This is a genomic window from Atlantibacter sp. MEI4A-1023 (assembly GCF_056155425.1).
Genome location: NZ_CM149568.1, coordinates 1,985,848 through 2,010,536, shown reverse-complemented (window position 1 = coordinate 2,010,536; position 24,689 = coordinate 1,985,848). Strand labels below are relative to the sequence as shown.

Annotated in this window: 26 protein-coding genes and 1 pseudogene; 11 read left to right on the top strand and 16 right to left on the bottom strand. The window is 57.4% G+C overall.

All coding sequences use genetic code 11. From position 1 onward, the window contains the following. Nucleotides 1-4: 4 nt before the first annotated feature. From ACVV26_RS09770 to ACVV26_RS09755, 4 genes are all read right to left on the bottom strand, one after another. Complete coding sequence (locus ACVV26_RS09770; RefSeq protein ID WP_474801252.1) at nt 5-793, bottom strand: ABC transporter ATP-binding protein; 789 nt, start codon at nt 791-793, stop codon at nt 5-7. Nucleotides 794-803: 10 nt separating this feature from the next. Continuing rightward, a complete protein-coding gene (gene ntrB, locus ACVV26_RS09765) occupies nt 804-1,691 on the bottom strand; it encodes a nitrate ABC transporter permease (protein ID WP_474801251.1) in 888 nt (295 codons plus the stop codon). After that, nucleotides 1,688-2,950 carry a CmpA/NrtA family ABC transporter substrate-binding protein gene (locus ACVV26_RS09760; RefSeq protein ID WP_474801250.1) on the bottom strand — a complete coding sequence of 421 codons (1,263 nt, stop codon included), beginning with the start codon at nt 2,948-2,950 and terminating at the stop codon, nt 1,688-1,690. The genes ntrB and ACVV26_RS09760 overlap by 4 nt, the downstream gene beginning before the upstream one ends. A gap of 225 nt (nt 2,951-3,175) precedes the next feature. Beyond that, nucleotides 3,176-4,378 carry a nitrate- and nitrite sensing domain-containing protein gene (locus tag ACVV26_RS09755; RefSeq protein ID WP_474801248.1) on the bottom strand — a complete coding sequence of 401 codons (1,203 nt, stop codon included), beginning with the start codon at nt 4,376-4,378 and terminating at the stop codon, nt 3,176-3,178. An 84-nt stretch (nt 4,379-4,462) separates the two neighbouring features. Here ACVV26_RS09755 and ACVV26_RS09750 point away from each other — a divergent pair, with 84 nt between their 5' ends. After that, nucleotides 4,463-4,816 (top strand): DsrE/DsrF/TusD sulfur relay family protein, encoded by a 354-nt coding sequence (locus ACVV26_RS09750; RefSeq protein ID WP_312984648.1) that lies wholly within the window; start codon nt 4,463-4,465, stop codon nt 4,814-4,816. A 310-nt stretch (nt 4,817-5,126) separates the two neighbouring features. Then, nucleotides 5,127-5,369, top strand: a complete 243-nt coding sequence (locus ACVV26_RS09745) for a DUF1883 domain-containing protein (protein WP_125295397.1) — start codon at nt 5,127-5,129, stop codon at nt 5,367-5,369. A gap of 2 nt (nt 5,370-5,371) precedes the next feature. Here ACVV26_RS09745 and ACVV26_RS09740 read toward each other — a convergent pair whose 3' ends face one another. Together ACVV26_RS09740 and chaB are read right to left on the bottom strand one after the other, a co-directional pair. Beyond that, complete coding sequence (locus ACVV26_RS09740; RefSeq protein ID WP_474801246.1) at nt 5,372-6,064, bottom strand: gamma-glutamylcyclotransferase; 693 nt, start codon at nt 6,062-6,064, stop codon at nt 5,372-5,374. Nucleotides 6,065-6,273: 209 nt separating this feature from the next. Continuing rightward, nucleotides 6,274-6,504 (bottom strand): putative cation transport regulator ChaB, encoded by a 231-nt coding sequence (chaB, locus tag ACVV26_RS09735; RefSeq protein ID WP_144129267.1) that lies wholly within the window; start codon nt 6,502-6,504, stop codon nt 6,274-6,276. Between the two features lie 272 nt (nt 6,505-6,776). On the opposite strand from chaB, the gene chaA reads away from it, so the two are divergent. Continuing rightward, nucleotides 6,777-7,874, top strand: a complete 1,098-nt coding sequence (gene chaA / locus ACVV26_RS09730) for a sodium-potassium/proton antiporter ChaA (RefSeq protein ID WP_474801244.1) — start codon at nt 6,777-6,779, stop codon at nt 7,872-7,874. 57 nt (nt 7,875-7,931) lie between these two features. Here chaA and kdsA read toward each other — a convergent pair whose 3' ends face one another. The 6 genes from kdsA to hemA are packed head-to-tail and all read right to left on the bottom strand — an operon-like array spanning nt 7,932 to nt 13,245. Then, nucleotides 7,932-8,786 (bottom strand): 3-deoxy-8-phosphooctulonate synthase, encoded by an 855-nt coding sequence (gene kdsA / locus ACVV26_RS09725; protein ID WP_474801242.1) that lies wholly within the window; start codon nt 8,784-8,786, stop codon nt 7,932-7,934. A 40-nt stretch (nt 8,787-8,826) separates the two neighbouring features. Beyond that, entirely contained in the window at nt 8,827-9,636 is an 810-nt protein-coding gene (gene sirB1, locus ACVV26_RS09720) for an invasion regulator SirB1 (RefSeq protein ID WP_474801240.1), read from the bottom strand. After that, on the bottom strand, nt 9,633-10,028 hold the full coding sequence (locus ACVV26_RS09715) for a SirB2 family protein (protein ID WP_474801238.1): 396 nt from the start codon (nt 10,026-10,028) through the stop codon (nt 9,633-9,635). The genes sirB1 and ACVV26_RS09715 overlap by 4 nt, the downstream gene beginning before the upstream one ends. A 3-nt stretch (nt 10,029-10,031) precedes the next feature. Beyond that, nucleotides 10,032-10,871 (bottom strand): peptide chain release factor N(5)-glutamine methyltransferase, encoded by an 840-nt coding sequence (gene prmC, locus ACVV26_RS09710; protein ID WP_474801236.1) that lies wholly within the window; start codon nt 10,869-10,871, stop codon nt 10,032-10,034. After that, nucleotides 10,871-11,953 (bottom strand): peptide chain release factor 1, encoded by a 1,083-nt coding sequence (gene prfA, locus ACVV26_RS09705; RefSeq protein ID WP_474801234.1) that lies wholly within the window; start codon nt 11,951-11,953, stop codon nt 10,871-10,873. The genes prmC and prfA overlap by 1 nt, the downstream gene beginning before the upstream one ends. Nucleotides 11,954-11,988: 35 nt before the next feature. Further along, nucleotides 11,989-13,245: a glutamyl-tRNA reductase gene (gene hemA, locus ACVV26_RS09700; protein WP_312984663.1), complete on the bottom strand. Its 1,257-nt coding sequence runs from the start codon at nt 13,243-13,245 to the stop codon at nt 11,989-11,991. Between the two features lie 202 nt (nt 13,246-13,447). On the opposite strand from hemA, the gene lolB reads away from it, so the two are divergent. The 4 genes from lolB (at nt 13,448) to dauA (ending at nt 17,830) form a co-directional block, all read left to right on the top strand. Beyond that, nucleotides 13,448-14,071: a lipoprotein insertase outer membrane protein LolB gene (lolB, locus tag ACVV26_RS09695; RefSeq protein WP_474801232.1), complete on the top strand. Its 624-nt coding sequence runs from the start codon at nt 13,448-13,450 to the stop codon at nt 14,069-14,071. Further along, entirely contained in the window at nt 14,071-14,931 is an 861-nt protein-coding gene (ispE, locus tag ACVV26_RS09690; protein ID WP_474801230.1) for a 4-(cytidine 5'-diphospho)-2-C-methyl-D-erythritol kinase, read from the top strand. The genes lolB and ispE overlap by 1 nt, the downstream gene beginning before the upstream one ends. A 150-nt stretch (nt 14,932-15,081) precedes the next feature. After that, nucleotides 15,082-16,029 (top strand): ribose-phosphate diphosphokinase, encoded by a 948-nt coding sequence (gene prs, locus ACVV26_RS09685; RefSeq protein WP_002437209.1) that lies wholly within the window; start codon nt 15,082-15,084, stop codon nt 16,027-16,029. A gap of 148 nt (nt 16,030-16,177) precedes the next feature. Continuing rightward, complete coding sequence (dauA, locus tag ACVV26_RS09680) at nt 16,178-17,830, top strand: C4-dicarboxylic acid transporter DauA (protein ID WP_474801804.1); 1,653 nt, start codon at nt 16,178-16,180, stop codon at nt 17,828-17,830. Between the two features lie 106 nt (nt 17,831-17,936). Here dauA and ychH read toward each other — a convergent pair whose 3' ends face one another. Continuing rightward, nucleotides 17,937-18,212, bottom strand: a complete 276-nt coding sequence (gene ychH, locus ACVV26_RS09675) for a stress-induced protein YchH (protein ID WP_474801228.1) — start codon at nt 18,210-18,212, stop codon at nt 17,937-17,939. Nucleotides 18,213-18,485: 273 nt separating this feature from the next. On the opposite strand from ychH, the gene pth reads away from it, so the two are divergent. Both pth and ychF read left to right on the top strand, forming a co-directional pair. Continuing rightward, complete coding sequence (pth, locus tag ACVV26_RS09670; protein ID WP_312984669.1) at nt 18,486-19,070, top strand: aminoacyl-tRNA hydrolase; 585 nt, start codon at nt 18,486-18,488, stop codon at nt 19,068-19,070. A 138-nt stretch (nt 19,071-19,208) separates the two neighbouring features. Further along, nucleotides 19,209-20,300 carry a redox-regulated ATPase YchF gene (gene ychF / locus ACVV26_RS09665; RefSeq protein WP_144129263.1) on the top strand — a complete coding sequence of 364 codons (1,092 nt, stop codon included), beginning with the start codon at nt 19,209-19,211 and terminating at the stop codon, nt 20,298-20,300. A gap of 53 nt (nt 20,301-20,353) precedes the next feature. On the opposite strand, the gene yajD is transcribed toward ychF, so the two are convergent. Continuing rightward, the gene (yajD, locus tag ACVV26_RS09660; protein ID WP_125295381.1) at nt 20,354-20,698 is read right to left on the bottom strand and encodes an HNH nuclease YajD; all 345 of its coding nucleotides are present in this window, start codon (nt 20,696-20,698) and stop codon (nt 20,354-20,356) included. Between the two features lie 154 nt (nt 20,699-20,852). Between yajD and ACVV26_RS09655 the strand changes: the two genes are divergently transcribed. After that, entirely contained in the window at nt 20,853-21,098 is a 246-nt protein-coding gene (locus ACVV26_RS09655) for a YmjA family protein (protein ID WP_474801226.1), read from the top strand. A 15-nt stretch (nt 21,099-21,113) separates the two neighbouring features. On the opposite strand, the pseudogene ACVV26_RS09650 reads toward ACVV26_RS09655, so the two are convergent. Next, nucleotides 21,114-21,233, bottom strand: a pseudogene (locus ACVV26_RS09650) (MBL fold metallo-hydrolase); the annotation flags it as partial. A gap of 9 nt (nt 21,234-21,242) precedes the next feature. Then, on the bottom strand, nt 21,243-22,028 hold the full coding sequence (locus ACVV26_RS09645; RefSeq protein ID WP_474801224.1) for a DUF3750 domain-containing protein: 786 nt from the start codon (nt 22,026-22,028) through the stop codon (nt 21,243-21,245). A gap of 210 nt (nt 22,029-22,238) precedes the next feature. Between ACVV26_RS09645 and ACVV26_RS09640 the strand changes: the two genes are divergently transcribed. Then, the gene (locus ACVV26_RS09640; RefSeq protein ID WP_474801222.1) at nt 22,239-24,632 is read left to right on the top strand and encodes a phosphoketolase family protein; all 2,394 of its coding nucleotides are present in this window, start codon (nt 22,239-22,241) and stop codon (nt 24,630-24,632) included. Nucleotides 24,633-24,689 lie beyond the last annotated feature (57 nt).

The following is a 24,689-nucleotide window of genomic DNA, read 5'->3' as shown; positions in this document are numbered from 1 at the left end:
CTCCTCACGCCGCGTTGGGCTGCTTTTCATACAGGAAATGGAGGATTTGCTGGCGCAACTGGTGGTAGTGCGGATCGTCCGCCAGCTGCACCCGGTTGCGCGGTCGTGACAATGTCACATCAAGGATTTCCCCTACCGTAGCCGCCGGGCCGTTGGTCATCATCAGCACCCGGTCGCACAGCAGCACCGCTTCATCCACGTCGTGAGTGATCAGCACGATGGTGGTATTCAACGCCTGCTGGATGCGCATCACCGCATCCTGGAGGTGAGCACGGGTTAAGGCATCGAGCGCGCCGAATGGCTCGTCCATCAGCAGCACTTTCGGCTTCATCGCCAGCGCCCGGGCAATGCCGATGCGCTGCTTCATGCCGCCGGAAATCTCCCCGGGGCGTTTATCCCGTGCGTGGCCCATCTGTACCTGTTCGAGGTTGTGCATGATCCACTCACTGCGCTCGGCGCGGCTCATGGCGCGGGCAAAGATGTGGTCCACCGCCAGCGCCACGTTCTGGTAGCAGGTCAGCCACGGCAGCAGGGAATGGTTCTGGAACACCACCGCGCGCTCCGGACCCGGCCCGGCGATTTCGCGGTTATCGCACAGCAGCCCGCCTTCGCTGGGCAGCGTGATGCCCGCGATCAGGTTAAGCAGCGTGGATTTGCCGCAGCCGGAATGGCCAATCAGCCCGACGGTTTCCCCGGCGGCGATATCAAAGCTCACGTTTTGCAGCGCCAGGAACTCGCCGCCCTGGGTGGCGAAACGCTGGCTGACGTTCTGGACCTGAATAATCGGTTTCATGGTGCGCTCCTTATTTTTCCTGCCAGCTAAAACGACGCGCCAGCCACAGTAGCGCTTGCTCGAGCATCAGCCCCACCACGCCGATAATGACGATGGCGATGATGATGTTTTCGACGTTGAGGTTGTTCCACTCATTCCAGATCCAGAAGCCGATGCCCAGGCCGCCGGTGAGCATTTCGGCGGCGACAATCACTAGCCAGGCGATGCCGATAGACAGGCGCACCCCGGTTAAAATCGCCGGCAACACCGCCGGGAACAGAATGCGGCGCATCACCGTCCATTCAGAGAGTTGCAGCACCCGCGCTACGTTAAGGTAGTCGTCCGGGATGCGACGCACCCCGTCGGCGGTATTGATCACCATCGGCCAGATTGAGCAGATGAAAATGGTCCAGCTGGACGCCGGTTCAGCGCGCTGGAACAGCAGCAACCCGATGGGCAACCAGGCCAGCGGGCTGACCGGGCGCAGTAGCGCAATCAGCGGGCCGAACATCCGGGCGAAGAATACGAAGCGTCCAGTCAAAAAGCCGAGCGGAATACCTATCAGCGCCGCTAGCCCGAAGCCGATGCCGACGCGCTGTAAGGATGCCAGCACGTTCCAGCCGATCCCCTGATTGTTGGGCCCTTCGCGGTAAAACGGGTCGGCGAACAGGGTCAGCGCGGAATCCAGAGTGCTGAGCGGGCCGGGAAAGCCTTTGCTGTTGATCGACACCAGTTGCCAGGCCACCAGCGCCAACCCTAAACCCAGCAGGCCCGGCAGCAGACGCTGCGCCAGATGGTTGGCGGCGATGCGCAGGGCCGGATGGCGTTTGCGCACCTGCACCGGAGGTAGCGCGATCACCTCGGCGCTGATGATTTCTGACGTGACAACGTCACTCTGAGTCACCTGTTGCTGTTTCATGCTTTGCTCCCCTGATGCGAGATATCGAAGCTGGCGGCGTAAGACGCCGGGTCCACGCCGTTCCAGATTTTGCCGTCGAGCAGCCGGCTGCTGCGCATGGCGTCTTTCGGCAGGCTGACGCCAGTGGCGCTGGCGGCCTGCTGGTAGATGTCGGTACGGTTGATGCGCCGGGCGATGGCCTGATAATCCGGCTCCTGTTTTAATAACCCCCAGCGGCGGAACTGGGTCAGGAACCAGATGCCGTCCGACAGCCACGGATAGCTGACCTCGCCATCGCGGAAGAACTGCATTCCGTGGCGGTCCTGCCAGCGGCGGCCCGCACCGTTGTCGTAGTCGCCGAGCATCCGGCCCGTGAGGTACTGCGCTTTGGTATTCAGGTACGCGCGTTTCGCCAGTACCTGGGCGGTTTCCCGGCGGTTGTCATCGCTGGCGTCAATCCAGCGCGCCGCGTCGAGCGTGGCGGAAACCAACGCCCGCGCGGTATTCGGGTTTTGCTCCACCCAGTCATGACGGCAGCCGAGCACTTTTTCCGGATGATCCGGCCAGATATCCTGGGTCGTGGCGGCGGTAAAACCGATGCGGTCGTTGATCGCCCTGGCGTTCCAGGGTTCGCCGACGCAAAAGCCCACCATGTTGCCGATGCGCATGTTCATCACCATCTGCGGCGGCGGCACCACCACGGTGCGCACGTCGGTGAACGGATTGATGCCTTCGGAGGCCAGCCAGTAATAGAGCCACATGGCGTGGGTGCCGGTTGGGAAGGTGTGGGCGAAGGTGTAACTGCCTGGCGCGGACTGGCGCAGATAACCCGGCAGATCCCCCAGCGAGCGCACACCTTTGTCCAGTAGATCGGTAGAAAGCGTGATCGCCTGGCCGTTGTTGTTGAGGGTCATCAGGCTCGCCATCGGCTGCTTTTTCCCGGCGATGCCCAGCTCCAGCCCGTATACCATCCCGTACAGGATGTGCGCGGCGTCCAGTTCGCCGTACACCAGTTTGTCGCGCACCGCCGCCCAACTCGCCTCTTTGCTGAGGTTGAGTTTGATGCCATAGCGGGCGTCGAAGCCTTTCACTGACGCCATCACCAGCGGCGCGCAGTCGGTCAGCGGGATAAACCCGACGTTTACCTGCTGGCGCTCCGGCTGATCAGAACCGGCTGCCCAGACGCTGCTCGCCAGCCCCGGTATCATCAAAACGCCGCCCAGTGTGGCTCCCGCCTGAATCAGGCGGCGGCGGGAAAGCCCTCGTTGTGTTTCGCTCATGGCTGCTCCAATAAAAAAGGCGTCCAACAATGCGTGAACATTGCGGGACGCCTTTATCCTCATCGCCGGGAAGCCGCCGTTGGCTTCTCTGCGTTTTGTGTTGTGGTCAGTTAAGGTTTTGCAATTGCTGTGCCAGGAATTTGCGCCGCGTTTGCCGGGGTTTCAGCGGTTTTTTTGTGAGCCAGCGCACCATAAACTGTCACGCTCTGCCCCGCAGGTGTGCAGCTAACGCTTTGGCGTTAGCTGCCACAGCGATGCGCTGAGCAGCAGCGAACGGGCGATATCCACCATTCGCTGGTTCTGGTTCATGGCGAGCTTGCGAAGCTGTTGCCAGGCCTGTTCTTCACTGATGCCCTGATGGCTCATCAGCAGGCTTTTGGCTTTATCGATGGTTTTGCGCTCTTCCAGCGTTTCCTGAAGCGAGGTGAGTTCACGGCTGAGTTTTTCCAGCTCGCGCGCCTGCTGGCGCACCAGCGGCAGCAGATGACGTTCCACCGGCGCGACCCTGCCGCTGCTCTGCTGCACTACCCACGCGGCCAGCGCCGTTTCGCCGGTATGTGAGTCATCTAAAGTATGTTGTAACGAAAGTTGCGCAGCGGCGGAAAGCGTGTCGATTAACCGGGTTTCAATCAGCCGCAGCGCGTCCAGACGTTCGGTCTGGAGTGCAAACCAGCGCGCCGCCGAGTGCGGGTTGGCCGGGATGCGAGTGCAGGCTTCCCGGCGCATTTGTTCGATATCCCGGGTCGCCTCTGCGCAGTCGCGAAACATCGCCGCCTCAGAGGGGCCAGCCAGCGACAGGAAGGTGGAAAAGCTGTGCTGCTGGGCGTCGATGCGGTCCACCAGCATCTGGCGCAGCGCGGCGTCGAACTCGCCGCGGGTAAAGCCAATCGCCCCCACCGCCCGCTCCTGCCCGACCCACTCTTTGCCCTGCATCAGGCTGTATAGCGCGGTCAACGCCTGGGCCACCTGCGGATCGCTCAGGGTGTCGTTGGCTTCCGGGATAATCTCCATTAGCGGTTGAACGGTGCGGATAAAGCGGTCCATGGCCTGCTCCGGCGTGATGCGCGCAGCGAGGATCTCTACGCGTAACGCGCTTAACCCTTCCAGAAACCACAATGCGCAGGCCAGTTTCGCCGCCGCGTTGCCGTTCATCAGGGCGTGATGTTCGGTCAGCCAGCGCTGGAAAGCGGCAAGGGCGTCATCCACCTGCTGGGCGCTGTGCTGCAATTGCGGGCCAAACAGCGCGCCCCTGGAGCACAGCCAGACGTTAGACGCGCCGCGCTCGCGCTGGAGCGCGTGCACCAGTTGGCTAATCAGCGTGGCGAACTCCCCCAGCTGTGCAAGATGCTGTAACTGCTGCTGTTGCTGGCGACGGGTATAGCGAAACCATTCCAGCGCGGATTGTGGGCGTGGCGCCTGTTGATTCATGTCATACTCCCGAAGTCATTACCGCTTTACTCTGGTCATCAATTAACAAAGCAATAACCATGCCCAAACGGCAAAGGAGTCAACGTGCAAAATATCGTGATTATCGCTAACGGGGCGGCTTACGGCAGTGAGTCGCTGTTTAACAGCCTGCGTCTGGCTATCGCCCTGCGTGAGCAGCAGGACGATTTGAGTCTGAAACTGTTTTTGATGTCGGATGCGGTGACGGCGGGCATTCGCGGCCAGAAACCGGCGGAAGGCTACAACATTCAGCAGATGCTGGAGATCCTCACCGCGCAGAACGTGCCGGTGAAGCTGTGTAAGACCTGTACCGACGGGCGCGGCGTTTCCGGGCTGCCGCTGATTGATGGCGTGGAGATTGGCACGCTGGTAGAACTGGCCCAGTGGACGCTGGCGGCAGATAAAGTCCTGACCTTCTGATTGCCTGCTGCCGTATGCGCCCCGCTGCGGCAGTTTCCAGACTATTAACGCGATTCGGCACCCCGCCGCGAAATAGCTGGCTGAACGCGCCGCCCGTTTCCAGAATTTCCCGCCTCGTTTGTACATTTATCACGCGCAAACCTGCCAGCGCTGAATGCTTTGAGGGGATTTATAACTAAAGTTTAATGATTATGAAATTCGTTGATCAAAGTCAGCATCTGCCCCCTCCCTCTTTGGTGTTATGCATAAGCGTGATTTGTGAAGAGAGTCACGTCCTGGGGTAGTCTTTTATATGGCAGAGGGTAAAAAGATGGCGATGGTAAAAACGAGTCTAAAGTTATTTGGCGGAGATACGGTGGTGGTGCGCTGTTCTGATTCTTGTCACATACATTTGATGAGCGCCAAAGGGGCAGCCAGCAGTACGGCGGATATTTTAAGCGTGCAAAACCGCAAGCACGCTTATCTCACCGTTCCCTACAGCGGTACCTGGAACGTGCTGATCGACAGTCACAGCCAGTCGCTGGAGCACTCCATCAGCTACGTTCCCGCCTGAGTTTATGCAAATCCCGGTTGCCAGTTAGCATCGGACTGGGGTGCCTGCAACGCGCGAACCGCACTAATAACTTCATCTAATGTCGGGTCGCGCATCCCCAGCTTGTCGAGTTCCTGCTCCAGTGAAAACAGATACTGGGCATTGGTGCCGAGCGGGCCGCTGGCGGCGGCAATCAGCGGGGCGATGATCGCGGCGCGGGTGTCGGATTCATACAGCGAGTGGCGCGGGTCCATAATAAACACCAGCGCGTTGACGGTACGGCCATCGTCCAGCGCCAGTTTGCACCAGGTGGGCAGATAGCAGCCGGTGATCATTTCACGCTTCCACAGCAGCTCCAGCTCTTGATCGAGCGTCGCTTCCGGCAGGCGATACGCCACGCCGGTGGTGCGGCCGCCCTCTTTCAGCGCCAGCATCCGTCCCGGCTGGCAGGCGGTGCCGCGGCCTGCGGTTAAGCGCAGGCAAAACGCCCGGTGCCAGCCCGGCAGCGTGCCGGTGGCTGACTCGTCATACTCCAGCGCCGGGTTCCACATTAGCGAACCGTAACCGAAAATCCATACCGGGCCATCGTCAGGCCGACAGGCAAGCGTCGCCGCAAGAGACGCCGCGCGCTGCTCAGATGACCACAATAACGATTCCTCAATGGCTCCAAAAGCCGTCTTACAATCCGCTTTCATTAAGAAATCACGTGTTAGCACTTCATACCTCCACCACTGCCACTCTTCCCTGACACCCTCTTGCCCTGTCTGCTGTTCATTTCGAAAGCAATTATGCTGTGACGATAGGCAATTAACCCAACGCTGGCAAGAGTTGAAAAATTGATTTGGCACAATTTCGGAGATTTGAAGACGTTTTGCGGGGCGCTGGCGACGCAGTGCCCCGGGTTATCAATTAATTAGCAGTGGATTTATTTTTTCTTATGCCACTTTTCATCGTCACCTTTTTGGTAATCATGTTTTACAGCCGCCCACGCCACGCGGTGCGCGGTTTCTTCACGGCTGGCGTCTCCGCGCCGGTCGTCAGCATCTTTATACTGATCCCAGGCGCTGTTAAACGCTTCTTTGTAGATATCCTGGGCGTGAGCTGGCAGTACATTGGTGACGTTTTCGGGTAAGTCGCTACGTGATTTATACGGCATACGAACCTCTCTTTTCAGGGACAACTCCAAAGTGTGGGCCAGGACGTACGGTTTTGCCAGGTCACGGGATAAATGTCAGAACCTTCTCATTAATTCATTGTTAGTTAAATGGATTCTAAACAAGATAGCGGTTTATCCCCTTCTGAGGAAAAATTTTACTGCAGGCCGTAAAACTTCGTAAATATTCCCGGTGACTATAAGGTTTTTTGCTATTTTAGTGACCTTTCTCACAATGACTATAATGATAAAACCTGCTTCTCTGGAGTTTAACAATGACAAAAACAGTACATGAGGCGGTGAAAACCCGCCATAAGGAGTCTTCCCTCATTTTCCCGGTGATAGCGCTGGCGGTGCTGGCATTTTGGGGGGCCAGCCAGTCGCTGCCAGTGGTTATCGGCATCAATGCGCTGGCGCTTGTCGCGATCCTGAGCAGCGCATTTAGCGTGGTGCGCCATGCGGATGTTCTGGCGCATCGACTGGGCGAACCTTACGGCTCGCTGATCCTCAGCCTTTCAGTGGTTATTCTTGAAGTCAGTTTGATCTCCGCGCTCATGGCGACTGGCGATGCCGCGCCAACCCTGATGCGCGATACCCTTTATTCCATCATCATGATCGTCACCGGCGGCCTGGTCGGCTTTGCGCTGCTGCTGGGCGGGCGTAAATTCGCTACGCAGCATGTCAATCTGTTCGGCATTAAGCAGTATTTAATTGCCCTGTTTCCGCTGGCGGTGATTGTGCTGGTGTTCCCGATGGCGTTGCCAGAGGCCAACTTTACGGTCGGCCAGTCGATCCTGGTGGCGCTGATTTCTGCCGCCATGTACGGGGTGTTTTTGATCATCCAGACCAAAACCCACCAGAGCCTGTTTGTGTATGAGCATGAAGATGAAGGCGACGACCCGCACCACGGTAAGCCGTCCGCGCACAGCAACGTATGGCACGCGGCCTGGCTGGTGGTGCACCTGATTGCGGTGATTGCCGTGACCAAAATGAACGCCAGCCCGCTGGAGTCGCTGTTGACCACGCTGAACGCGCCGGTGGCATTTACCGGCTTCCTGGTGGCGCTGCTGATCCTCTCCCCGGAAGGGCTGGGAGCGATTAAAGCGGTGATGAATAACCAGGTACAGCGCGCGATGAATTTGTTTTTTGGCTCGGTACTGGCGACCATCTCGCTGACCGTGCCGACGGTGACGCTGATTGCGATCCTGACCGGCAACGATCTGATTTTCGGTCTCGGCGCGCCAGAAATGATCGTGATGCTGGCCTCTTTGGTGCTGTGCCAGATTTCGTTCTCCACCGGACGCACCAATGTCCTTAACGGCACCGCGCATCTGGCGCTGTTCGCCGCCTATCTGATGACGATATTCGCCTGACCGCGAAAACAAAAATGCCCTGCAATTTGCAGGGCATTTTTTTATCACAGCGGAAAATTAGTTTTCCGTGTCCAGCTCATCGAAGCTCTTAACCAAATCGTCAATCGCTTTGATCTGCTTGAGGAACGGTTCCAGTTTCGCCAGCGGCAGCGCGGACGGACCGTCACATTTCGCATTGGCTGGATCCGGGTGCGCTTCGATAAACAGACCGGCGATGCCGACCGCCATACCCGCGCGCGCCAGCTCGGTCACCTGGCCGCGACGGCCACCGGAGGCCGCGCCAAACGGGTCACGGCACTGCAGCGCGTGGGTGACGTCGAAGATCACTGGCGAGTTGCCAGACGCTTTCTTCATCACGTTGAAGCCGAGCATATCGACAACCAGGTTGTCGTAACCGAAGTTGCTGCCGCGATCGCACAGGATCACTTTGTCATTGCCGCCTTCGATAAATTTGTCAACGATGTTGCCAACCTGGCCTGGGCTGACGAACTGTGGTTTCTTCACGTTGATTACCGCGCCAGTTTTCGCCATCGCTTCGACCAGATCGGTCTGGCGAGCGAGGAACGCCGGCAGCTGGATCACGTCAACCACATCGGCCACCGGCTGCGCCTGGGAGGCTTCGTGAACGTCGGTAATGACTTTCACGCCAAAGGTCTGTTTCAGTTCCTGGAAGATTTTCATCCCTTCTTCCAGGCCCGGCCCGCGATAAGAGTGAATCGACGAGCGGTTCGCTTTATCAAAGGAGGCTTTGAATACGTAAGGGATACCGAGTTTGTCGGTCACGGTGACGTAATGTTCGCAGATGCGCATCGCCAGATCGCGCGATTCCAGAACGTTCATACCGCCGAAGAGAACGAACGGCAGATCGTTCGCTACGTTGATATCACCAATACTCACCACTTTTTGTTTCATACGTTCGCCTTATCAGGTGTAAATCAGAAACGTGCTGCGATTAATGCAGGGTAATCTGTTTGTGAGAAATCGAATTGATTTGCGCCCGGATCATTTCGCTGATCGGGTCTTCAGGACACTGCTCGACGAAGTAGCTCAGATCGGTCAACGCCACATGGTCGCAGTCAAGCTGGGCGTAGATCAGCCCGCGATCGCGGATTTCATACGGATCTTCCGGGTTGAACTGCAACAGCGCCTCGCTGGTGCGCAGCGCCAGCAGCATCTGCCGCTCTTCCATCAGCGCCGCTTTCAGGGTGTCAAGCAGTTTGCGGATCACTTCAGCGTTTTCGGACTCTTCGAGATCGTCCACGAACAGTTCCGCCACCGGGCTGATGTTGCCTTTCAGCCACACTTCCAGCGTATGTTCGTCGAGGGTTTCGCCGTTGAACGGGTTGATGAGCCACATTTCGCCATCCATCCAGTCGGCACGCAGGATCAACTGGGTCGGGAAAATCACCGGCATCAGCGGGATATCCAGCTGTTCGGCAATCCACAGCAAAATCGCCCCCAGCGCAACGGCGCTGCCCTGGCGGTTTTCCAGCACTTTATCCAGCCACAGCGCGTCTGACAGCTTGTAGATGCCCCGGGAATCCTGGAAGCCCCACTCGCCGTAAAACAGATCCAGCAGTTTTTCCAACTGGATATCCTGGTGCAGCCCGCCGCTGATCTCTTCCCGGGCGAGCGCGACCAGCGATTGCAGCCGCTCGTAAACGTCCTTCGTTGGGAAGTCCTCGCGGATTATCTGCGAAATCAGAATCATGCCGTCACATAACGGCGCTTTATTAAACTCGAAATCGGCTAACGACTTCATACAAACCCCAATAACGGTATTTTGGTGGTAGCCAGCTTTATCACAATGTAAATGACTACCAGGCCCAGCAGAAAAGCTATCCAGCGCACCTGCTGGCTACGCGGGCGTTTGCCCAGCGCGATAAAACCTAAAACGATATAGATGATAACGCCAAAAAGCTTCTCAGTCAGCCATGCGCCTTGTGGGGTGAATGGGTAGAAATGGGTGATCATCACCAGCGCCACGCCCGTTACCAGCAACAGCGTGTCGTTAATGTGCGGGACAATCCGCACCCAGCGTTTGGTCGACATGGCTGAACCGCGATATTGCCACCAGTAGCGCAGAATAAACAGGCTAACAGAAAGGAAAGCGGTGAGAATATGCACGTGCTTAAGCGCAAAATACGTTGCCATGACTTACTCCTGTGATGTTATTTGTCCCATGGTCAGGCGTTCATTGCCGCCATAATCCAGACCGGTTTCTACTGCGATAAATCCTGCTTGATGAAACAACGCGCGCACCGCCTCGCCTTGCCGCCAGCCGTGCTCCAGCACCAGCCAGCCGCCAGGTTCAAGGTAAGCCCGCGCTTCACGAATTAAAAAATCGATATCGGCCAGGCCAGAATCCTGCGCCACCAGCGCAGACAGCGGCTCAAACCGCACGTCGCCCTGCTGGAGATGCGCATCTTCGCTGTCGATATAAGGAGGATTACTGACGATAAGCTGAAAGCGCTGGCCCTGAACGGCGCTAAACCAGTCGCTGTGCCTGATGTCGATATTAGCGATGCGCAGGCGCTGCGCATTACGCTGCGCCAGCTCCACCGCGTCTGGCACTTTATCCACCGCAACCACCCGGCAGTCCGGGCGCTCGGAGGCCAGCGCCAGCGCAATCGCGCCGGTGCCGGTACCTAAATCGAGAATGCGGCAGGGTTCTGCGGGCAAGCGGGCCAGCGCCTGCTCTACCACACATTCGGTGTCCGGGCGCGGGATCAGCGTAGCCGGCGAAACCATCAGCGGCAGCGACCAGAATTCCCGAACGCCTGTAAGATACGCGACGGGTTCCCCCGCCGCGCGCCGGGCTAATAGCGCGTCAAGCTCAGCCAGTTGCGCCTGGGTTAACGGCGTTTCGCCGAATGCCAGAATAAAGGTACGCGCTTTGCCGGTTACCAGGCCCAGCAGGATCTCCGCGTCACGACGCGGCGATTCGCTGTCAACAAGCTGTGCGGCGGCCTGCCGTAACCAGTGCTGAAACTCCATTATTCCTGCTCGGAAAGTGCGGCGAGCTGATCGGCCTGGTATTCCTGGACGATAGGTTCGATCAGCATATCCAGCTTGCCTTCCATCACTTCATCCAGACGGTACACCGTCAGGTTGATGCGGTGGTCGGTTACGCGGCCCTGCGGGAAGTTATAGGTGCGGTTGCGATCGCTACGATCGCCGCTGCCCAGCAGGTTGCGGCGGGTTGAGGCTTCCGCCTGGTGGCGTTTGGCCATTTCCGCCGCATGGATACGCGCACCCAGCACCGACAGCGCTTTGGCTTTGTTTTTATGCTGGGAGCGTTCGTCCTGGCACTCCACCACAATGCCGGTCGGCAAGTGGGTAATACGGATCGCGGAATCGGTGGTGTTAACGTGCTGGCCGCCCGCGCCTGAGGAGCGGAACGTATCAATACGCAAATCGCCAGGGTTAATGTCTGGCAGCTCGGCTTCCGGCAGTTCCGGCATTACCGCCACGGTACAGGCGGAAGTGTGGATACGGCCCTGGGATTCGGTGGCCGGTACGCGCTGGACGCGGTGGCCGCCGGATTCGAATTTCAACCGGCCATAGACGCCGTCGCCGCTGATTTTAGCGATCACTTCTTTGTAGCCACCATGTTCGCCGTCGCTGGCGCTCATGATCTCGACCCGCCAGCGGCGCGATTCGGCGTAGCGGCTGTACATGCGGAACAGATCCCCGGCAAACAGCGCGGCTTCGTCGCCGCCGGTTCCGGCGCGCACTTCAACAAACGCGTTGCGCTCATCATCAGGATCTTTCGGCAGCAGCAGTACCTGTAATTCCTGCTCAAGCTGTTCGCTTTTCTGTTTCGCTTCGCTTAATTCTTCCTGCGCCATGTCGCGCATTTCCGGGTCATCCAACAGCATTTGTGCCGTTTCGATGTCTTCCTGAACCTGTTGCCAGAGCAAAAAACAGCGCGATACATCGCTCAACTGTGCGTATTCACGGGAGAGCGCGCGAAAGCGATCCTGATCCGCGATAGTCGCAGCATCGCCAAGCAGGGCCTGAACTTCTTCGTGGCGCTCCTGCAAGGCTTCTAGTTTGGCAACGATAGAAGGCTTCATAGGCGGTGTTTCACCTTGTTATATGTATTGTTGTGCTACTCCAGCCCAAGGCTGTTGCGCAGAATATGCAGGCGATCATCATCCCCGTCACGGGCGGCCTGCTGGAGAGATTTGGTTGGCGCATGGATCAGCCGGTTGGTTAACTTCCAGGCTAAATCCTGCATGATGGCTTCGGCGTCGCCGCCTTGTTGCAGCGCAGCAATGGCGCGGGCGGTGAGATCGTCACGCACCTGTTCGGCCTGGCTGCGGTATTCACGAATGGTCTCGGTGGCACCCTGGGCGCGCATCCAGGCCATAAATTCGCTGGCTTCCTGGGCTACGATGGTTTCAGCCTGTACGGCGGCGGCTTTGCGCTGCGCCAGGTTGTGCTGAATGATCGATTGCAGGTCGTCCACGCTGTAGAGATAGGCGTTGGCAAGTTTGCCCACTTCCGGCTCTACGTCACGCGGCACCGCGATATCCACCAGCAGCATCGGTTGATTGCGGCGGGCTTTTAACGCGCGCTCCACCATGCCTTTACCGATGATCGGCAACGGGCTGGCGGTGGAACTGATAATAATGTCGGCGTCTTTCAGGCGTTCGTCGATTTCGCTAAGTTCGATCACATCCGCGCCCACTTCATCCGCCAGACGCTGGGCGCGCTCGCGGGTGCGGTTGGCGATGATCATTTTCGAGACGTTGTGTTCGCGCAGATGACGCGCCGCCAGTTCGATGGTTTCCCCCGCGCCGACCAGCAGCACGGTGACTTTCGAAAGCGATTCAAAGATTTGCCGCGCCAGGGTACAGGCGGCGAAGGCCACCGATACCGCGCTGGCGCCAATTTCGGTTTCGGTACGCACCCGTTTGGCCACGGAGAACGATTTCTGGAACATGCGCTCCAGTTCGCTGGACTGGGTATGCCCACGCTGGGAATCCGAGAACGCTTTTTTGACCTGGCCGAGAATTTGCGGCTCGCCGAGCACCAGCGAATCCAGCCCGCTGGCAACGCGCATCAGATGGCTGACGGCGTCATTATCGTGGTGCCAGTACAGGCTGTTGCGCACTTCTGCTTCATCAAGCTGGTGGTAATCGCACAGCCAGCGCACCAGGCGTTCGTGGAGATCGTCCTGCTGCTCGACGCTTAAATAGAGTTCGGTACGATTACACGTGGATAACACCACCCCGCCCTGCACCATCGGCTGCGCCAGCAGACTTTCCAGCGCCTGGTCGAGCGTTTCCGGCGAAAACGTAACGCGTTCTCGCAGTGAAATCGGAGCCGTTTTGTGGTTGATGCCGAGTGCTAAAAGGGTCATGTGTGCGGGAATAGTACCAGCGTTGATAAGGTTGAACCTGGAGCATCATACAGGATGAGCAGGGTCAATAAAAGAGAGCGACCTCTTTTGAATCAATCGGTGAGCCGATCATTTAAGATAACTTGACCGTAGACGCATTTCTCGCTGACAGCTAGCATGAAAGGTTATCAAGCTAACCTACTTTCAAGGATTTGCCGCCACCATGATTCGCTCCCCTTTCCCGTTCGTCCGTCTTTTACCGCTGGCAAGCCTGATCTTAACGGCCTGTGCCGTGACAACGCCAAAAGGTCCGGGCAAAAGCCCCGATTCACCGCAGTGGCAGCAGCATCAGCAGCAGGTCGCGAAGATTTCCCAGTACCAGACGCGCGGCTCGTTCGCCTATCTTTCTGACCGGCAAAAAGTGTATGCGCGCTTTTTCTGGCAGCAAACTGGCCAGGACCGCTATCGCCTGCTGCTGACCAACCCGCTGGGCAGCACCGAGCTGGAGCTGAACGCGCAGCCGGGCGTGGTACAACTGGTGGATAACAAAGGCCAGCGCTATACCGCGACCGACGCCGAAGAGATGATCGGCAAGCTGACCGGGATGCCGATCCCGCTCAACAGCCTGCGCCAGTGGATTTTAGGGATCCCGGGCGACGCCACGGATTACAAACTGGATGAAAACTACCGCCTGCGCGAAGTGAATTACAGCCAGAACGGCAAAAACTGGACCGTGACCTACGGCGGTTATGACACTAAAACCCAGCCGGCGCTGCCCGCTAATATGGAGTTGCGCGAAGGCGATCAGCGCATCAAGTTGAAGATGGATAGCTGGACGGTGAAATAATGCGTCGCTGGCCCTCTCCTGCAAAACTGAACCTGTTTTTATATATCACTGGCCGTCGCCCCGACGGCTATCACGATCTCCAGACCCTGTTTCAGTTTCTTGAATACGGCGACACCCTGGATATCGACCCGCGCGATGATGACCAGATCCGTCTGCTGACCCCGGTGGACGGCGTAGCAGATGAAGATAATCTGATCGTCCGCGCCGCGCGGATGCTGGCGGCCAACGCGCGCGACAACGGTTTTACTGGCCCGCTGGGTGCGGATATCGCTATCGATAAGCAGTTGCCGATGGGCGGCGGGCTGGGCGGCGGGTCGTCCAACGCCGCGACAATTCTGGTGGCGCTGAACCATGTGTGGAAAACCGGCTTTAGTGATGAACAGCTGGCGCAGCTCGGCATTACGCTGGGTGCGGATGTACCGGTATTCGTGCGCGGCCGCGCCGCGTTCGCCGAGGGCGTGGGCGAACTGCTGACCTTCGTTGAACCGGCTGAAAAATGGTATCTGGTGGCGCACCCCGGCGAGAGCATTTCCACGCCGGTGATTTTCGGCGATCCCGATTTACCGCGAAACACCCCGAAACGCAGCCTGGAAGCGTTACTAAAATGTGAATTCAGCAATGATTGCGAGGTTATTGCAAGAAAACGTTTTCGTAAGGTTGATGCCGCGCTTTCCTGGCTGTTAGAATACGCGCCGTCGCGCCTGACTGGCACAGGGGCCTGTGTATTTGCTGAATTTGACACAGAATCCGCTGCTCGCCAGGTGCTTAAACAAGCCCCGGAATGGCTGCATGGCTTTGTCGCCAGGGGAGTTAACCGCTCTCCGCTGCATCAAGCACTTGACGTAGTTGTTGACGAATAGCGCAGGAATTCCGGGCATACTGAGTAATGGTGACAACGTCACCCTGTTCCAGATGTTGCGCCATGCTCTTTAAATACACCGCCTGGATGGCGAGCTTCACCCGCATTGATGTCGTCATCCACCACTGGACGCATGCCTGAGGTTCTTCTCGTGCCTGATATGAAGCTTTTTGCTGGTAACGCCACCCCGGAACTAGCACAACGTATTGCCAACCGCCTGTACACTTCCCTCGGCGACGCTGCTGTCGGTCGCTTTAGCGACGGCGAAGTCAGCGTACAAATTAATGAAAATGTACGCGGTGGTGATATTTTCATCATCCAGTCCACCTGTGCCCCCACCAACGACAACCTGATGGAACTGGTTGTGATGGTAGATGCCCTGCGTCGCGCTTCCGCAGGCCGTATTACCGCTGTGATCCCGTACTTTGGCTATGCTCGCCAGGACCGCCGCGTGCGTTCCGCGCGTGTGCCGATCACCGCAAAAGTGGTTGCTGATTTTCTGTCGAGCGTCGGCGTAGACCGCGTTCTGACGGTGGACCTGCACGCAGAACAGATTCAGGGCTTCTTTGATGTGCCGGTAGACAACGTCTTCGGCAGCCCAATTCTGCTCGAAGATATGATCCAGAAAAACCTCGACAACCCGATCGTGGTTTCCCCGGATATCGGCGGCGTGGTGCGCGCTCGCGCTATCGCTAAACTGCTCAACGATACCGACATGGCCATCATCGACAAACGCCGTCCGCGCGCTAACGTCTCCCAGGTGATGCACATTATCGGTGACGTGGCTGACCGCGACTGCGTAATGGTTGACGATATGATCGATACCGGCGGCACCCTGTGCAAAGCGGCGGAAGCGCTGAAAGAGCGCGGCGCGAAACGCGTCTTCGCTTACGCAACCCACCCGATTTTCTCCGGCAACGCAGTGGAAAACATCAAGAACTCCGTGATCGACGAGTTCATCGTATGTGACACCATTCCGCTGGCACCGGAAATCAAAGCGCTGGAAAAAGTTCGTACCCTGACCCTTTCCGGCATGCTGGCAGAAGCGATTCGTCGTATCAGCAACGAAGAATCTATTTCTGCAATGTTCGAACATTGATAGACATGCGTTCAGAAACCCGCTGCGGCGGGTTTTTTTTATTGCATGATGTATTTGTATGACTAATGCCTCCTTCATCTGACATACACTCAACAGATGATGCGCTCATGGATGAAACACAGTGAAAATATCTTCAATCGCCCATTTCCTGCCATTTCGCGCCCTCATCGACGCCTGCTGGCGGGAGAAATACACCGCGTCGCGCTTTAGCCGCGATTTAATTGCCGGGATCACCGTCGGGATTATCGCCATCCCGCTGGCGATGGCGCTGGCCATTGGCAGCGGCGTTGCGCCCCAGTACGGCCTGTATACCTCCGCCGTCGCCGGGATCGTCATCGCCTTAAGCGGCGGCTCGCGTTTTAGCGTCTCTGGCCCTACCGCCGCCTTTGTGGTGATCCTTTATCCGGTGGCCCAGCAGTTCGGGCTGGCGGGCCTGTTAATGGCGACGCTGATTTCCGGGCTATTTCTGGTGCTGTTCGGCCTGGCGCGCTTTGGCCGATTGATTGAATATATCCCGCTGTCAGTGACGCTGGGCTTTACCTCCGGTATCGGTATCACCATCGCCACTATGCAGATCAAAGACTTCTTTGGGCTGGAAATGGCGCACGTGCCGGAACACTATTTACAGAAGGTCGGCGCGTTAGTGATGGCGATGCCGACCCTGAACATAGGCGATGCGGCCATTGGCATTGTGACTCTCGGCGTGCTGGTGTTTTGGCCGCGCTTCGGCATTCGCCTGCCGCCACATCTGCCTGCGCTGCTGGCAGGTTGTGCGGTAATGGCCGCCGTGAATATGCTCGGCGGCGACGTCGCCACCATCGGTTCCCGCTTCCATTACGTACTGGCGGACGGCACCCAGGGCAGCGGCATTCCGCAACTGTTGCCGCAACTGATGCTGCCGTGGAATATTCCCGACTCCGGTTTCACCCTGAGCTGGTCATCCATTCAGGCGCTGCTGCCCGCCGCGTTTTCCATGGCGATGCTTGGGGCGATTGAATCGCTGCTGTGCGCGGTGGTGCTCGACGGCATGACCGGCACCAAACATAACGCCAACAGCGAATTGATCGGTCAGGGGCTGGGCAACCTGGTTGCGCCGTTCTTTGGCGGGATCACCGCCACGGCGGCGATCGCCCGTTCTGCCGCCAACGTGCGCGCCGGGGCCACCTCGCCGGTGGCCGCCGTGATCCACTCGCTGCTGGTGATTATGGCGCTGCTGGCGCTGGCTCCCCTGCTCTCCTGGCTGCCGCTGTCGGCTATGGCGGCGCTGCTGCTGATGGTGGCGTGGAACATGAGCGAGGCCCACAAAGTGGTCAGCCTGCTGCGCCATGCGCCGAAAGACGACATCCTGGTAATGCTGCTGTGTATGTCGCTCACCGTCCTGTTCGATATGGTGATCGCGATCAGCGTCGGCATTGTGCTGGCCTCACTGCTGTTTATGCGCCGGGTCGCGCGCATGACGCGCCTCGCGCCGCTCAACGTCACGGTGCCGGACGATGTACTGGCGGTACGCGTCACCGGCCCGCTGTTCTTTGCGGCAGCTGAAGGAGTATTCGGCCCACTGATGCAGCAGGCCGAGGGGAAACGCATCATCGTGATGCAGTGGGATGCGGTGCCGGTTCTGGATGCCGGCGGGCTGGACGCCCTGCAACGCTTTATCGCCCGCTTGCCGGAAGGCTGCGAGCTGCGCATTTGCCATCTGGAATTCCAGCCGCTGCGCACTCTCGCCCGCGCCCACGTCAAGCCGATCCCTGGGCGTCTGGCGTTCTTCCCTGACCGCGAGGCGGCGCTCGCCGAGCTGTGATCCGTTATGCTGATGCGGGCCGCTGCGCCTGCATCAGCGCGCCTGATGGCTGTTGAAGCAAAAAAAAACGGCCCCGCCTGCGGAGCCGTCTTTTAAAATTGATGAGTTAACTATGACGCTGTTCGTCGCGGCGGCAGCGCTTATCAAAGTGGCGCACCCACCAGTAACGGTCACAAACCTGTTCATGTCCACCAACGCGTGCGCCAGCAAGCCAGAGAACGGCCCCGACAAAGATGCTTAATACCGCTCCATGGGCAAAAAATTGTGGCAGGTTTAGCTGAGGCAACTGATTCAGGATGGAATACGCGACGCCAACAACCATAACCACTAAGCCCAACCCCATAAGAAAGTTACCGAGTAACGAAGCGTTTTTGCGTTTCATATGTCACCTCCGGAACGAAAGGGTGTGTGGGAATATCCCCATTCCTTGTGTGTAAAGTATAGACAACAGTTATGGTTCTCTGTTGCGCCTGGGATCACATTTACGCGCCTGAGCTCACAAAACTTGACATATAACTTGCTGAACTGCATGAAATTCTAATGGTTCAGTACAGTTATTATTCAATGCTGCCACGCCACCGATCGTGCCGCTTTGTCATCATGACCTGAGCGAAGTAAACTACCCAGCGATTTACGGGCAAACTGGAATAACAACGTGACGATAAAATTGATTGTCGGCCTGGCGAACCCCGGCGCTGAATATGCGGCGACCCGCCATAATGCCGGGGCATGGTATGTGGATTTACTGGCGGAACGCCTGCGCGCGCCGCTGAAAGAAGAGGCCAAATTTTTTGGCTATACCTCGCGAGTATCTCTCGCCGGGGAAGATGTGCGGCTGCTGGTTCCGACGACCTTTATGAACCTGAGCGGGAAAGCGGTCGCGGCGATGGCGGGCTTTTACCGCATCGCGCCGGATGAAATCTTAGTGGCCCATGATGAATTAGATCTGCCGCCTGGCGTGGCCAAATTTAAATTAGGCGGCGGCCACGGCGGGCACAACGGCCTGAAAGATATCATTAGCAAGCTGGGGAATAACCCGAATTTTCACCGTTTGCGCGTGGGAATTGGTCATCCCGGCGATAAAAACAAAGTTGTTGGATTTGTGCTGGGCAAACCGCCCACCTCCGAGCAGAAATTAATTGATGACGCCGTAGACGAAGCGGCGCGTTGCACCGAGATTTGGCTAAAAGAAGGTCTGACCAAAGCCACTAACCGTTTGCACGCCTTTAAGGCGCAATAGACGGCTTTTTATCGGGCGACGGGGTGAAATACGCCCCGAATAACGCCTGTTACATGTATAATAGGCAAAGTTATTTATTTTCAGTCATTGAGCCTGTTTTAACTCAATGATAAACAAGCAATTAAGGTGATCTAAACCATGGGATTCAAATGCGGTATCGTCGGCCTGCCGAACGTCGGTAAATCCACTCTGTTCAATGCGCTGACCAAAGCCGGTATTGAAGCGGCTAACTTCCCGTTCTGTACCATTGAGCCGAACACCGGCGTGGTTCCAATGCCCGATCCGCGTCTCGACAAACTGGCGGAAATCGTTAAGCCCCAGCGCATTCTGCCTACCACCATGGAATTCGTGGATATCGCGGGCCTGGTGAAAGGCGCATCCAAAGGCGAAGGCCTGGGCAACCAGTTCCTGACCAACATCCGTGAAACCGAAGCCATCGGCCACGTGGTTCGCTGCTTCGAAAACGACAATATCATTCACGTAGCGGGTAAAGTTGACCCGGCGGAAGATATCGACGTTATCAACACCGAGCTGGCGCTGTCTGACCTGGAAACCTGCGAGCGCGCCATTCACCGCGTGCAGAAGAAAGCCAAAGGCGGCGACAAAGACGCTAAAGCCGAGCTGGCGGCGCTGGAAAAATGCCTTCCGCACCTGGAAAATGCCGGGATGCTGCGCGCGCTGGACCTGACGGCGGAAGACAAAGCGGCTATCCGCTACCTGAGCTTCCTGACCCTGAAGCCGACCATGTATATCGCCAACGTTAACGAAGACGGTTTCGAGAACAACCCGTACCTGGATAAAGTCCGTGAAATCGCCGCGGCTGAAGGCTCCGTTGTGGTGCCGGTTTGTGCCGCCGTGGAATCGGATATCGCCGAGCTGGACGACGCCGACCGCGAAGAGTTTATGGCCGAGCTGGGCATTGAAGAGCCGGGCCTGAACCGCGTGATCCGCGCCGGTTATGCCCTGCTGAACCTGCAAACCTACTTCACCGCTGGCGTGAAAGAAGTCCGCGCATGGACCATCCCGGTTGGCGCGACTGCCCCGCAGGCGGCCGGTAAAATCCACACCGATTTCGAGAAAGGCTTTATTCGTGCTCAGACCATCGCTTATGAGGATTTCATTACTTATAAGGGTGAGCAAGGGGCAAAAGAAGCCGGCAAGATGCGCGCTGAAGGGAAAGATTACATCGTGAAAGATGGCGATGTGATGAACTTCCTGTTCAACGTGTAAGTTTTTTAGCGGGCATGAAAAAATCCACGCGTCGGCGTGGATTTTTTTTACTCTTATTTCTTGTTGAGCATCGACTTTAAATCGGCAAACGGATTATAGGTGGCCGCCCCAACATCTTTTTGCGCATCCTCCCCCGCCACCACGGTAGTGCCGTACTGATCGGCTTCGGTGTACTTCGAATGTTCGTGGTCATGGCAAAACAGACACAGCAACTCCCAGTTACTGCCATCTTCCGGGTTGTTAGTATGGTCGTGATCGATATGGTGGACCGTGAGTTCACGCAGGTTGGAGTAAACAAATTCACGCGAACAGCGCCCGCAGACCCAGGGATATATTTTTAATGCTTTTTCACGGTAGCCGCTTTCCAGCCGCGCGTAGTTTTTGGGGATCAGAGCCATTGTCGAGGTAACCTGTCATAAAGGGATATTTATCCGTTGATTTTAGCAGGCTCGCGTTGTTAACAGGGAGCACTAAGTTCAATAATCGGCTCACCGCAGATCCCCATAAAAATGCTATGCTCCAGCCTGTGCCTCTTTCTAAAAGGAAATGACTATGACACCTGCCATCCCACTGAAATTTTATGACATTGCCGACGAGTACTCGACAGAAACAAAAACGCCTGTCTCTGAGTCCGAACGCGACGCCCTGGCGCACTATTTCCAGTTGTTGATCACCCGCCTGATGAATAACGAGGAAATCAGCGAAGAGGCTCAGCAAGAGATGGCTGTTGAGGCCGGGATTAATGAAGGCCGTATCGATGAGATAGCTGATTTTCTCAACCAGTGGGGCAATGAGTAACGCCTGTTTGTGACGTTATCTCAGACAGGAAATATACTTTTTCCCTGAACGCCGCACGATCTCCCCGGCGTTGTTTAAAATCTCTTTTCCTTCAAACGCGCCGTAGCGTTTTGCGAATTTCACGGCGCTCAGGCGGCACGGAATTTACTCCTCGCCCCCCTCTCTCTGCTTCTGCAAATTGTCCCGACCGACTCCGCCAATAAACGGCAGTCTCAGCTTCAGCGGCGAGACATCCACGCCCACATTTAGCCCCAGCACATTCACCTCAAACCCTTCTTCCGCCCCCAGCGTCACTCCGGCAACGCCCAGCAGCGATATCTGTACGCCACGCCCTGACGGCGGCAAGCCAATCACATTACGCAGCGAGCGGAAGTCTTTGCCAATTGCATTGGCGGGCATATCCAGCTTCAGCGCCGGCACTTCGCGCCCGATGTGGGCGATAAACGTATTGCTGTTCGGCCCTGGCCAGACGCGATAGCTATCCGGCCACGGATAAGAGGCAATCGCCGCTTCTATCTGCGGGATCATGGCTTGTGCTTCTGCTCCGCGGTGCTCCACCAGCAGACGGGGTTTTGAGCCGTACCAGTAGCCGTCCGGCGAGTTGCGATTGCGCCTGACTTTCTCTCCCGATCCCCAGCTAATCACCTCGTAACGGTTGTAGTGGGTCTCCCCGGCGCGTTTGAAAATGATCCACGGATGCACCGCCACCACGCCTTTCCAGCCCCAGGTCGGTGCCGCGTAAACCTGTACCACCGCCAGACCGGCATTTTTACGCGGATCGGGCGCCAGTCCGGCAGAGTCGCTGCGGGCGGCCCACCACCCTCTCTGCGCCTCAGGATCGCGGTGATACATCGCCTGGCCGACGCTGGCGACAAGGGAAAGCAGGATGATGCAAAGAAGACTGAGTGAAATCGTTTTAATCAGGATCATTGGGTCCGGCGCGGTTAAAAATACGTCAAAGAGAGAACTATTGTACGGGTGTTTTTTTATCCAGCAATCGACAACATGCTTTTTGTTTTGCTCTCCGAAAAGTCTTATACGCCCGACCTTCCACGGATCTATGCCAGGCTTGAATAAGTATTTCTGTTAAGGAGCGCCAGCACCTTACGTAATCGACAACGATGACAACGTGGAGAAAGCATGACGCAGACACAAACACTCTCTGACCATGACGTTCAGTTAATCGACCGCTACTGGCGAGCCGCCAATTATCTCTCCGTCGGGCAAATCTATCTGATGGATAACCCGCTGCTGCGCGAGCCGCTCAAACCCGAACATATCAAGCCGCGCCTGTTGGGGCACTGGGGAACGACACCGGGCCTGAACTTTATCTACGCGCACCTGAACCGGGTTATCCGCCAGCGCGATCTCGATATGATTTATATCTGCGGGCCGGGGCACGGTGGGCCCGGCATGGTCGCTAACACCTGGCTTGAAGGCAGCTATAGCGAAATCTATCCCGATATCAGCGTTGATGCTGACGGCATGAAAAAACTGTTCAAACAGTTCTCCTTCCCCGGCGGCATCCCCAGCCACGCGGCACCCGAAACACCGGGCTCCATCAACGAAGGCGGCGAATTGGGCTACTCGCTGTCCCATGCGTTTGGTGCGGTGTTCGATAACCCGTCGCTGATTGCCACCTGCGTGATTGGCGATGGCGAAGCGGAAACCGGCCCGCTGGCCTCCAGCTGGTACGGCATCAAGTTCCTTAACGCGGCGCGCGATGGCGCGGTGTTGCCAATTTTGCATCTTAACGGCTATAAAATCGCCAACCCGACGATCCTCGGGCGCACCCGCGATGACGATTTACAACATCTTTTCCAGGGCTATGGCTATGAGCCGCTCATCGTTAGCGGTCATGAACCGGAGAAAATGCACCGCCAGATGGCAGAAACCCTGGAAAAGACGCTGGACAGCATTCGCCAGTACCAGCAGCAGGCGCGCAGCGGCAACCCACCTGACGCACTGCCGCGCTGGCCGATGATCATTTTGCGCAGCCCGAAAGGCTGGACCGGCCCGCAAACGGTCGATGGCAAAAAGGTTGAGGATTTCTGGCGCGCCCATCAGGTGCCGATTTCCTCGTGCCGCGAGAATGACGAGCACCGCCAGATCCTCGAACGCTGGATGCGCGGCTATCAGCCGGAAGATCTATTTGACGAGAACGGCACGCTGAAGCCTGAGCTGCGCGCCCTTGCCCCTGAGGGCGACAAGCGTATGGGAGCCTCGCCCTGGGCCAACGGCGGCCGCCTGCGCCGGGAACTGGTTACGCCGCCATTGCGGGAATACGCCGTGGATGTCGTCAAGCCAGGGGATACCCAGGCCGAATCGACTTCTGCGCTGGGTGCTTATCTGGCCGGGATTTTCCAGCGCAACCCTGACAACTTCCGCCTGTTTGGGCCGGATGAAACCGCATCCAACCGCCTCAGCAACGTGTTCGACGTGACCAATCGTACCTGGCTGGAGCCGCTTAAACCCTATGATGAACAGCTGGCACCGGATGGCCGGGTGATGGAAATCCTCAGCGAGCACCAGTGCCAGGGCTGGCTGGAGGGCTATTTGTTAACCGGGCGGCACGGCCTGTTTAACTGTTATGAAGCCTTTATTCACATTATCGACTCGATGTTTAACCAGCACGCCAAATGGCTGAAGATCACCCGCAAGCTGCCGTGGCGTGAGCCCATTTCATCGCTCAACTATCTGCTCTCTTCGCACGTCTGGCGTCAGGATCACAACGGTTACAGCCACCAGGACCCCGGTTTTATGGATCACGTGGCGAATAAAAAGGCCGATATTGTGCGCATCTATCTGCCGCCGGATGCCAACACGCTGCTGTGCGTCGCCGACCACTGCCTGCAAACCTGGGATCGGATTAACGTCATCGTAGCCGGTAAACAACCTGCGCCCCAGTGGCTGACGCTGGACGACGCGGCGGAACACTGCGCCGCCGGGATGGGCATCTGGCACTGGGCGGGCACGGTGCCGCAAGGCGAGTCCCCGGATGTGGTGATGGCCTGCGCGGGCGACGTGCCGACCATGGAAACCCTGGCAGCGGTGGATTTGCTGCGCGAGTATCTACCCGATTTACGCATTCAGGTGGTCAACGTGGTGGATTTAATGGCGCTGCAAACCCAGGATGAGCACCCGCACGGCAAAAGCGAGCAGGATTTTGAGGTGATATTTACGCCTGACAAGCCGGTGATTTTCGCTTTCCACGGCTATCCGAGCCTGATCCACCGCCTGACTTACCAGCGCAACAACCATCGTAACTTCCACGTGCGCGGGTTTATGGAAGAAGGCACCACCACCACGCCGTTTGATATGACGGTGCTGAATGAGCTGGACCGCTTTCATCTGGCGCAGGCGGCGATCCTGCGGGTTCCGTCATTGCAAGGCAAAGCCGACGCCATTCTTGACGCGTTACAGGAAAAAATCGCCGCTCACCATCAGTACGTGCGCGAGCATGGCGAGGATCTGCCCGAGGTGCAAAACTGGAAGTGGCCTTCCCAACAGGGAGAAGGCCAGGCACCGGAGTAAGCTGACCGTTTTACGCTAAACGGTCTCGTTGTCCAGCCGCGAGCGGTGGCGCAAACT

Bases quoted from the DNA above. Each gene is read 5' to 3' on its own strand.
- ychH (WP_474801228.1), bottom strand. From the start codon at position 18,212: ATGAAACGCAAAAACGCTTCGTTACTCGGTAACTTTCTTATGGGGTTG.
- ACVV26_RS09755 (WP_474801248.1), bottom strand. From the start codon at position 4,378: ATGAATCAACAGGCGCCACGCCCACAATCCGCGCTGGAATGGTTTCGC.
- ACVV26_RS09640 (WP_474801222.1), top strand. From the start codon at position 22,239: ATGACGCAGACACAAACACTCTCTGACCATGACGTTCAGTTAATCGAC.
- ACVV26_RS09770 (WP_474801252.1), bottom strand. From the start codon at position 793: ATGAAACCGATTATTCAGGTCCAGAACGTCAGCCAGCGTTTCGCCACC.
- prfA (WP_474801234.1), bottom strand. From the start codon at position 11,953: ATGAAGCCTTCTATCGTTGCCAAACTAGAAGCCTTGCAGGAGCGCCAC.
- sirB1 (WP_474801240.1), bottom strand. From the start codon at position 9,636: ATGAAGTCGTTAGCCGATTTCGAGTTTAATAAAGCGCCGTTATGTGAC.
- kdsA (WP_474801242.1), bottom strand. From the start codon at position 8,786: ATGAAACAAAAAGTGGTGAGTATTGGTGATATCAACGTAGCGAACGAT.
- ACVV26_RS09655 (WP_474801226.1), top strand. From the start codon at position 20,853: ATGACACCTGCCATCCCACTGAAATTTTATGACATTGCCGACGAGTAC.
- ispE (WP_474801230.1), top strand. From the start codon at position 14,071: ATGCGTCGCTGGCCCTCTCCTGCAAAACTGAACCTGTTTTTATATATC.
- chaA (WP_474801244.1), top strand. From the start codon at position 6,777: ATGACAAAAACAGTACATGAGGCGGTGAAAACCCGCCATAAGGAGTCT.
- lolB (WP_474801232.1), top strand. From the start codon at position 13,448: ATGATTCGCTCCCCTTTCCCGTTCGTCCGTCTTTTACCGCTGGCAAGC.
- yajD (WP_125295381.1), bottom strand. From the start codon at position 20,698: ATGGCTCTGATCCCCAAAAACTACGCGCGGCTGGAAAGCGGCTACCGT.
- ychF (WP_144129263.1), top strand. From the start codon at position 19,209: ATGGGATTCAAATGCGGTATCGTCGGCCTGCCGAACGTCGGTAAATCC.
- ntrB (WP_474801251.1), bottom strand. From the start codon at position 1,691: ATGAAACAGCAACAGGTGACTCAGAGTGACGTTGTCACGTCAGAAATC.
- chaB (WP_144129267.1), bottom strand. From the start codon at position 6,504: ATGCCGTATAAATCACGTAGCGACTTACCCGAAAACGTCACCAATGTA.
- ACVV26_RS09745 (WP_125295397.1), top strand. From the start codon at position 5,127: ATGGCGATGGTAAAAACGAGTCTAAAGTTATTTGGCGGAGATACGGTG.
- prmC (WP_474801236.1), bottom strand. From the start codon at position 10,871: ATGGAGTTTCAGCACTGGTTACGGCAGGCCGCCGCACAGCTTGTTGAC.
- ACVV26_RS09715 (WP_474801238.1), bottom strand. From the start codon at position 10,028: ATGGCAACGTATTTTGCGCTTAAGCACGTGCATATTCTCACCGCTTTC.
- ACVV26_RS09760 (WP_474801250.1), bottom strand. From the start codon at position 2,950: ATGAGCGAAACACAACGAGGGCTTTCCCGCCGCCGCCTGATTCAGGCG.
- ACVV26_RS09645 (WP_474801224.1), bottom strand. From the start codon at position 22,028: ATGATCCTGATTAAAACGATTTCACTCAGTCTTCTTTGCATCATCCTG.
- hemA (WP_312984663.1), bottom strand. From the start codon at position 13,245: ATGACCCTTTTAGCACTCGGCATCAACCACAAAACGGCTCCGATTTCA.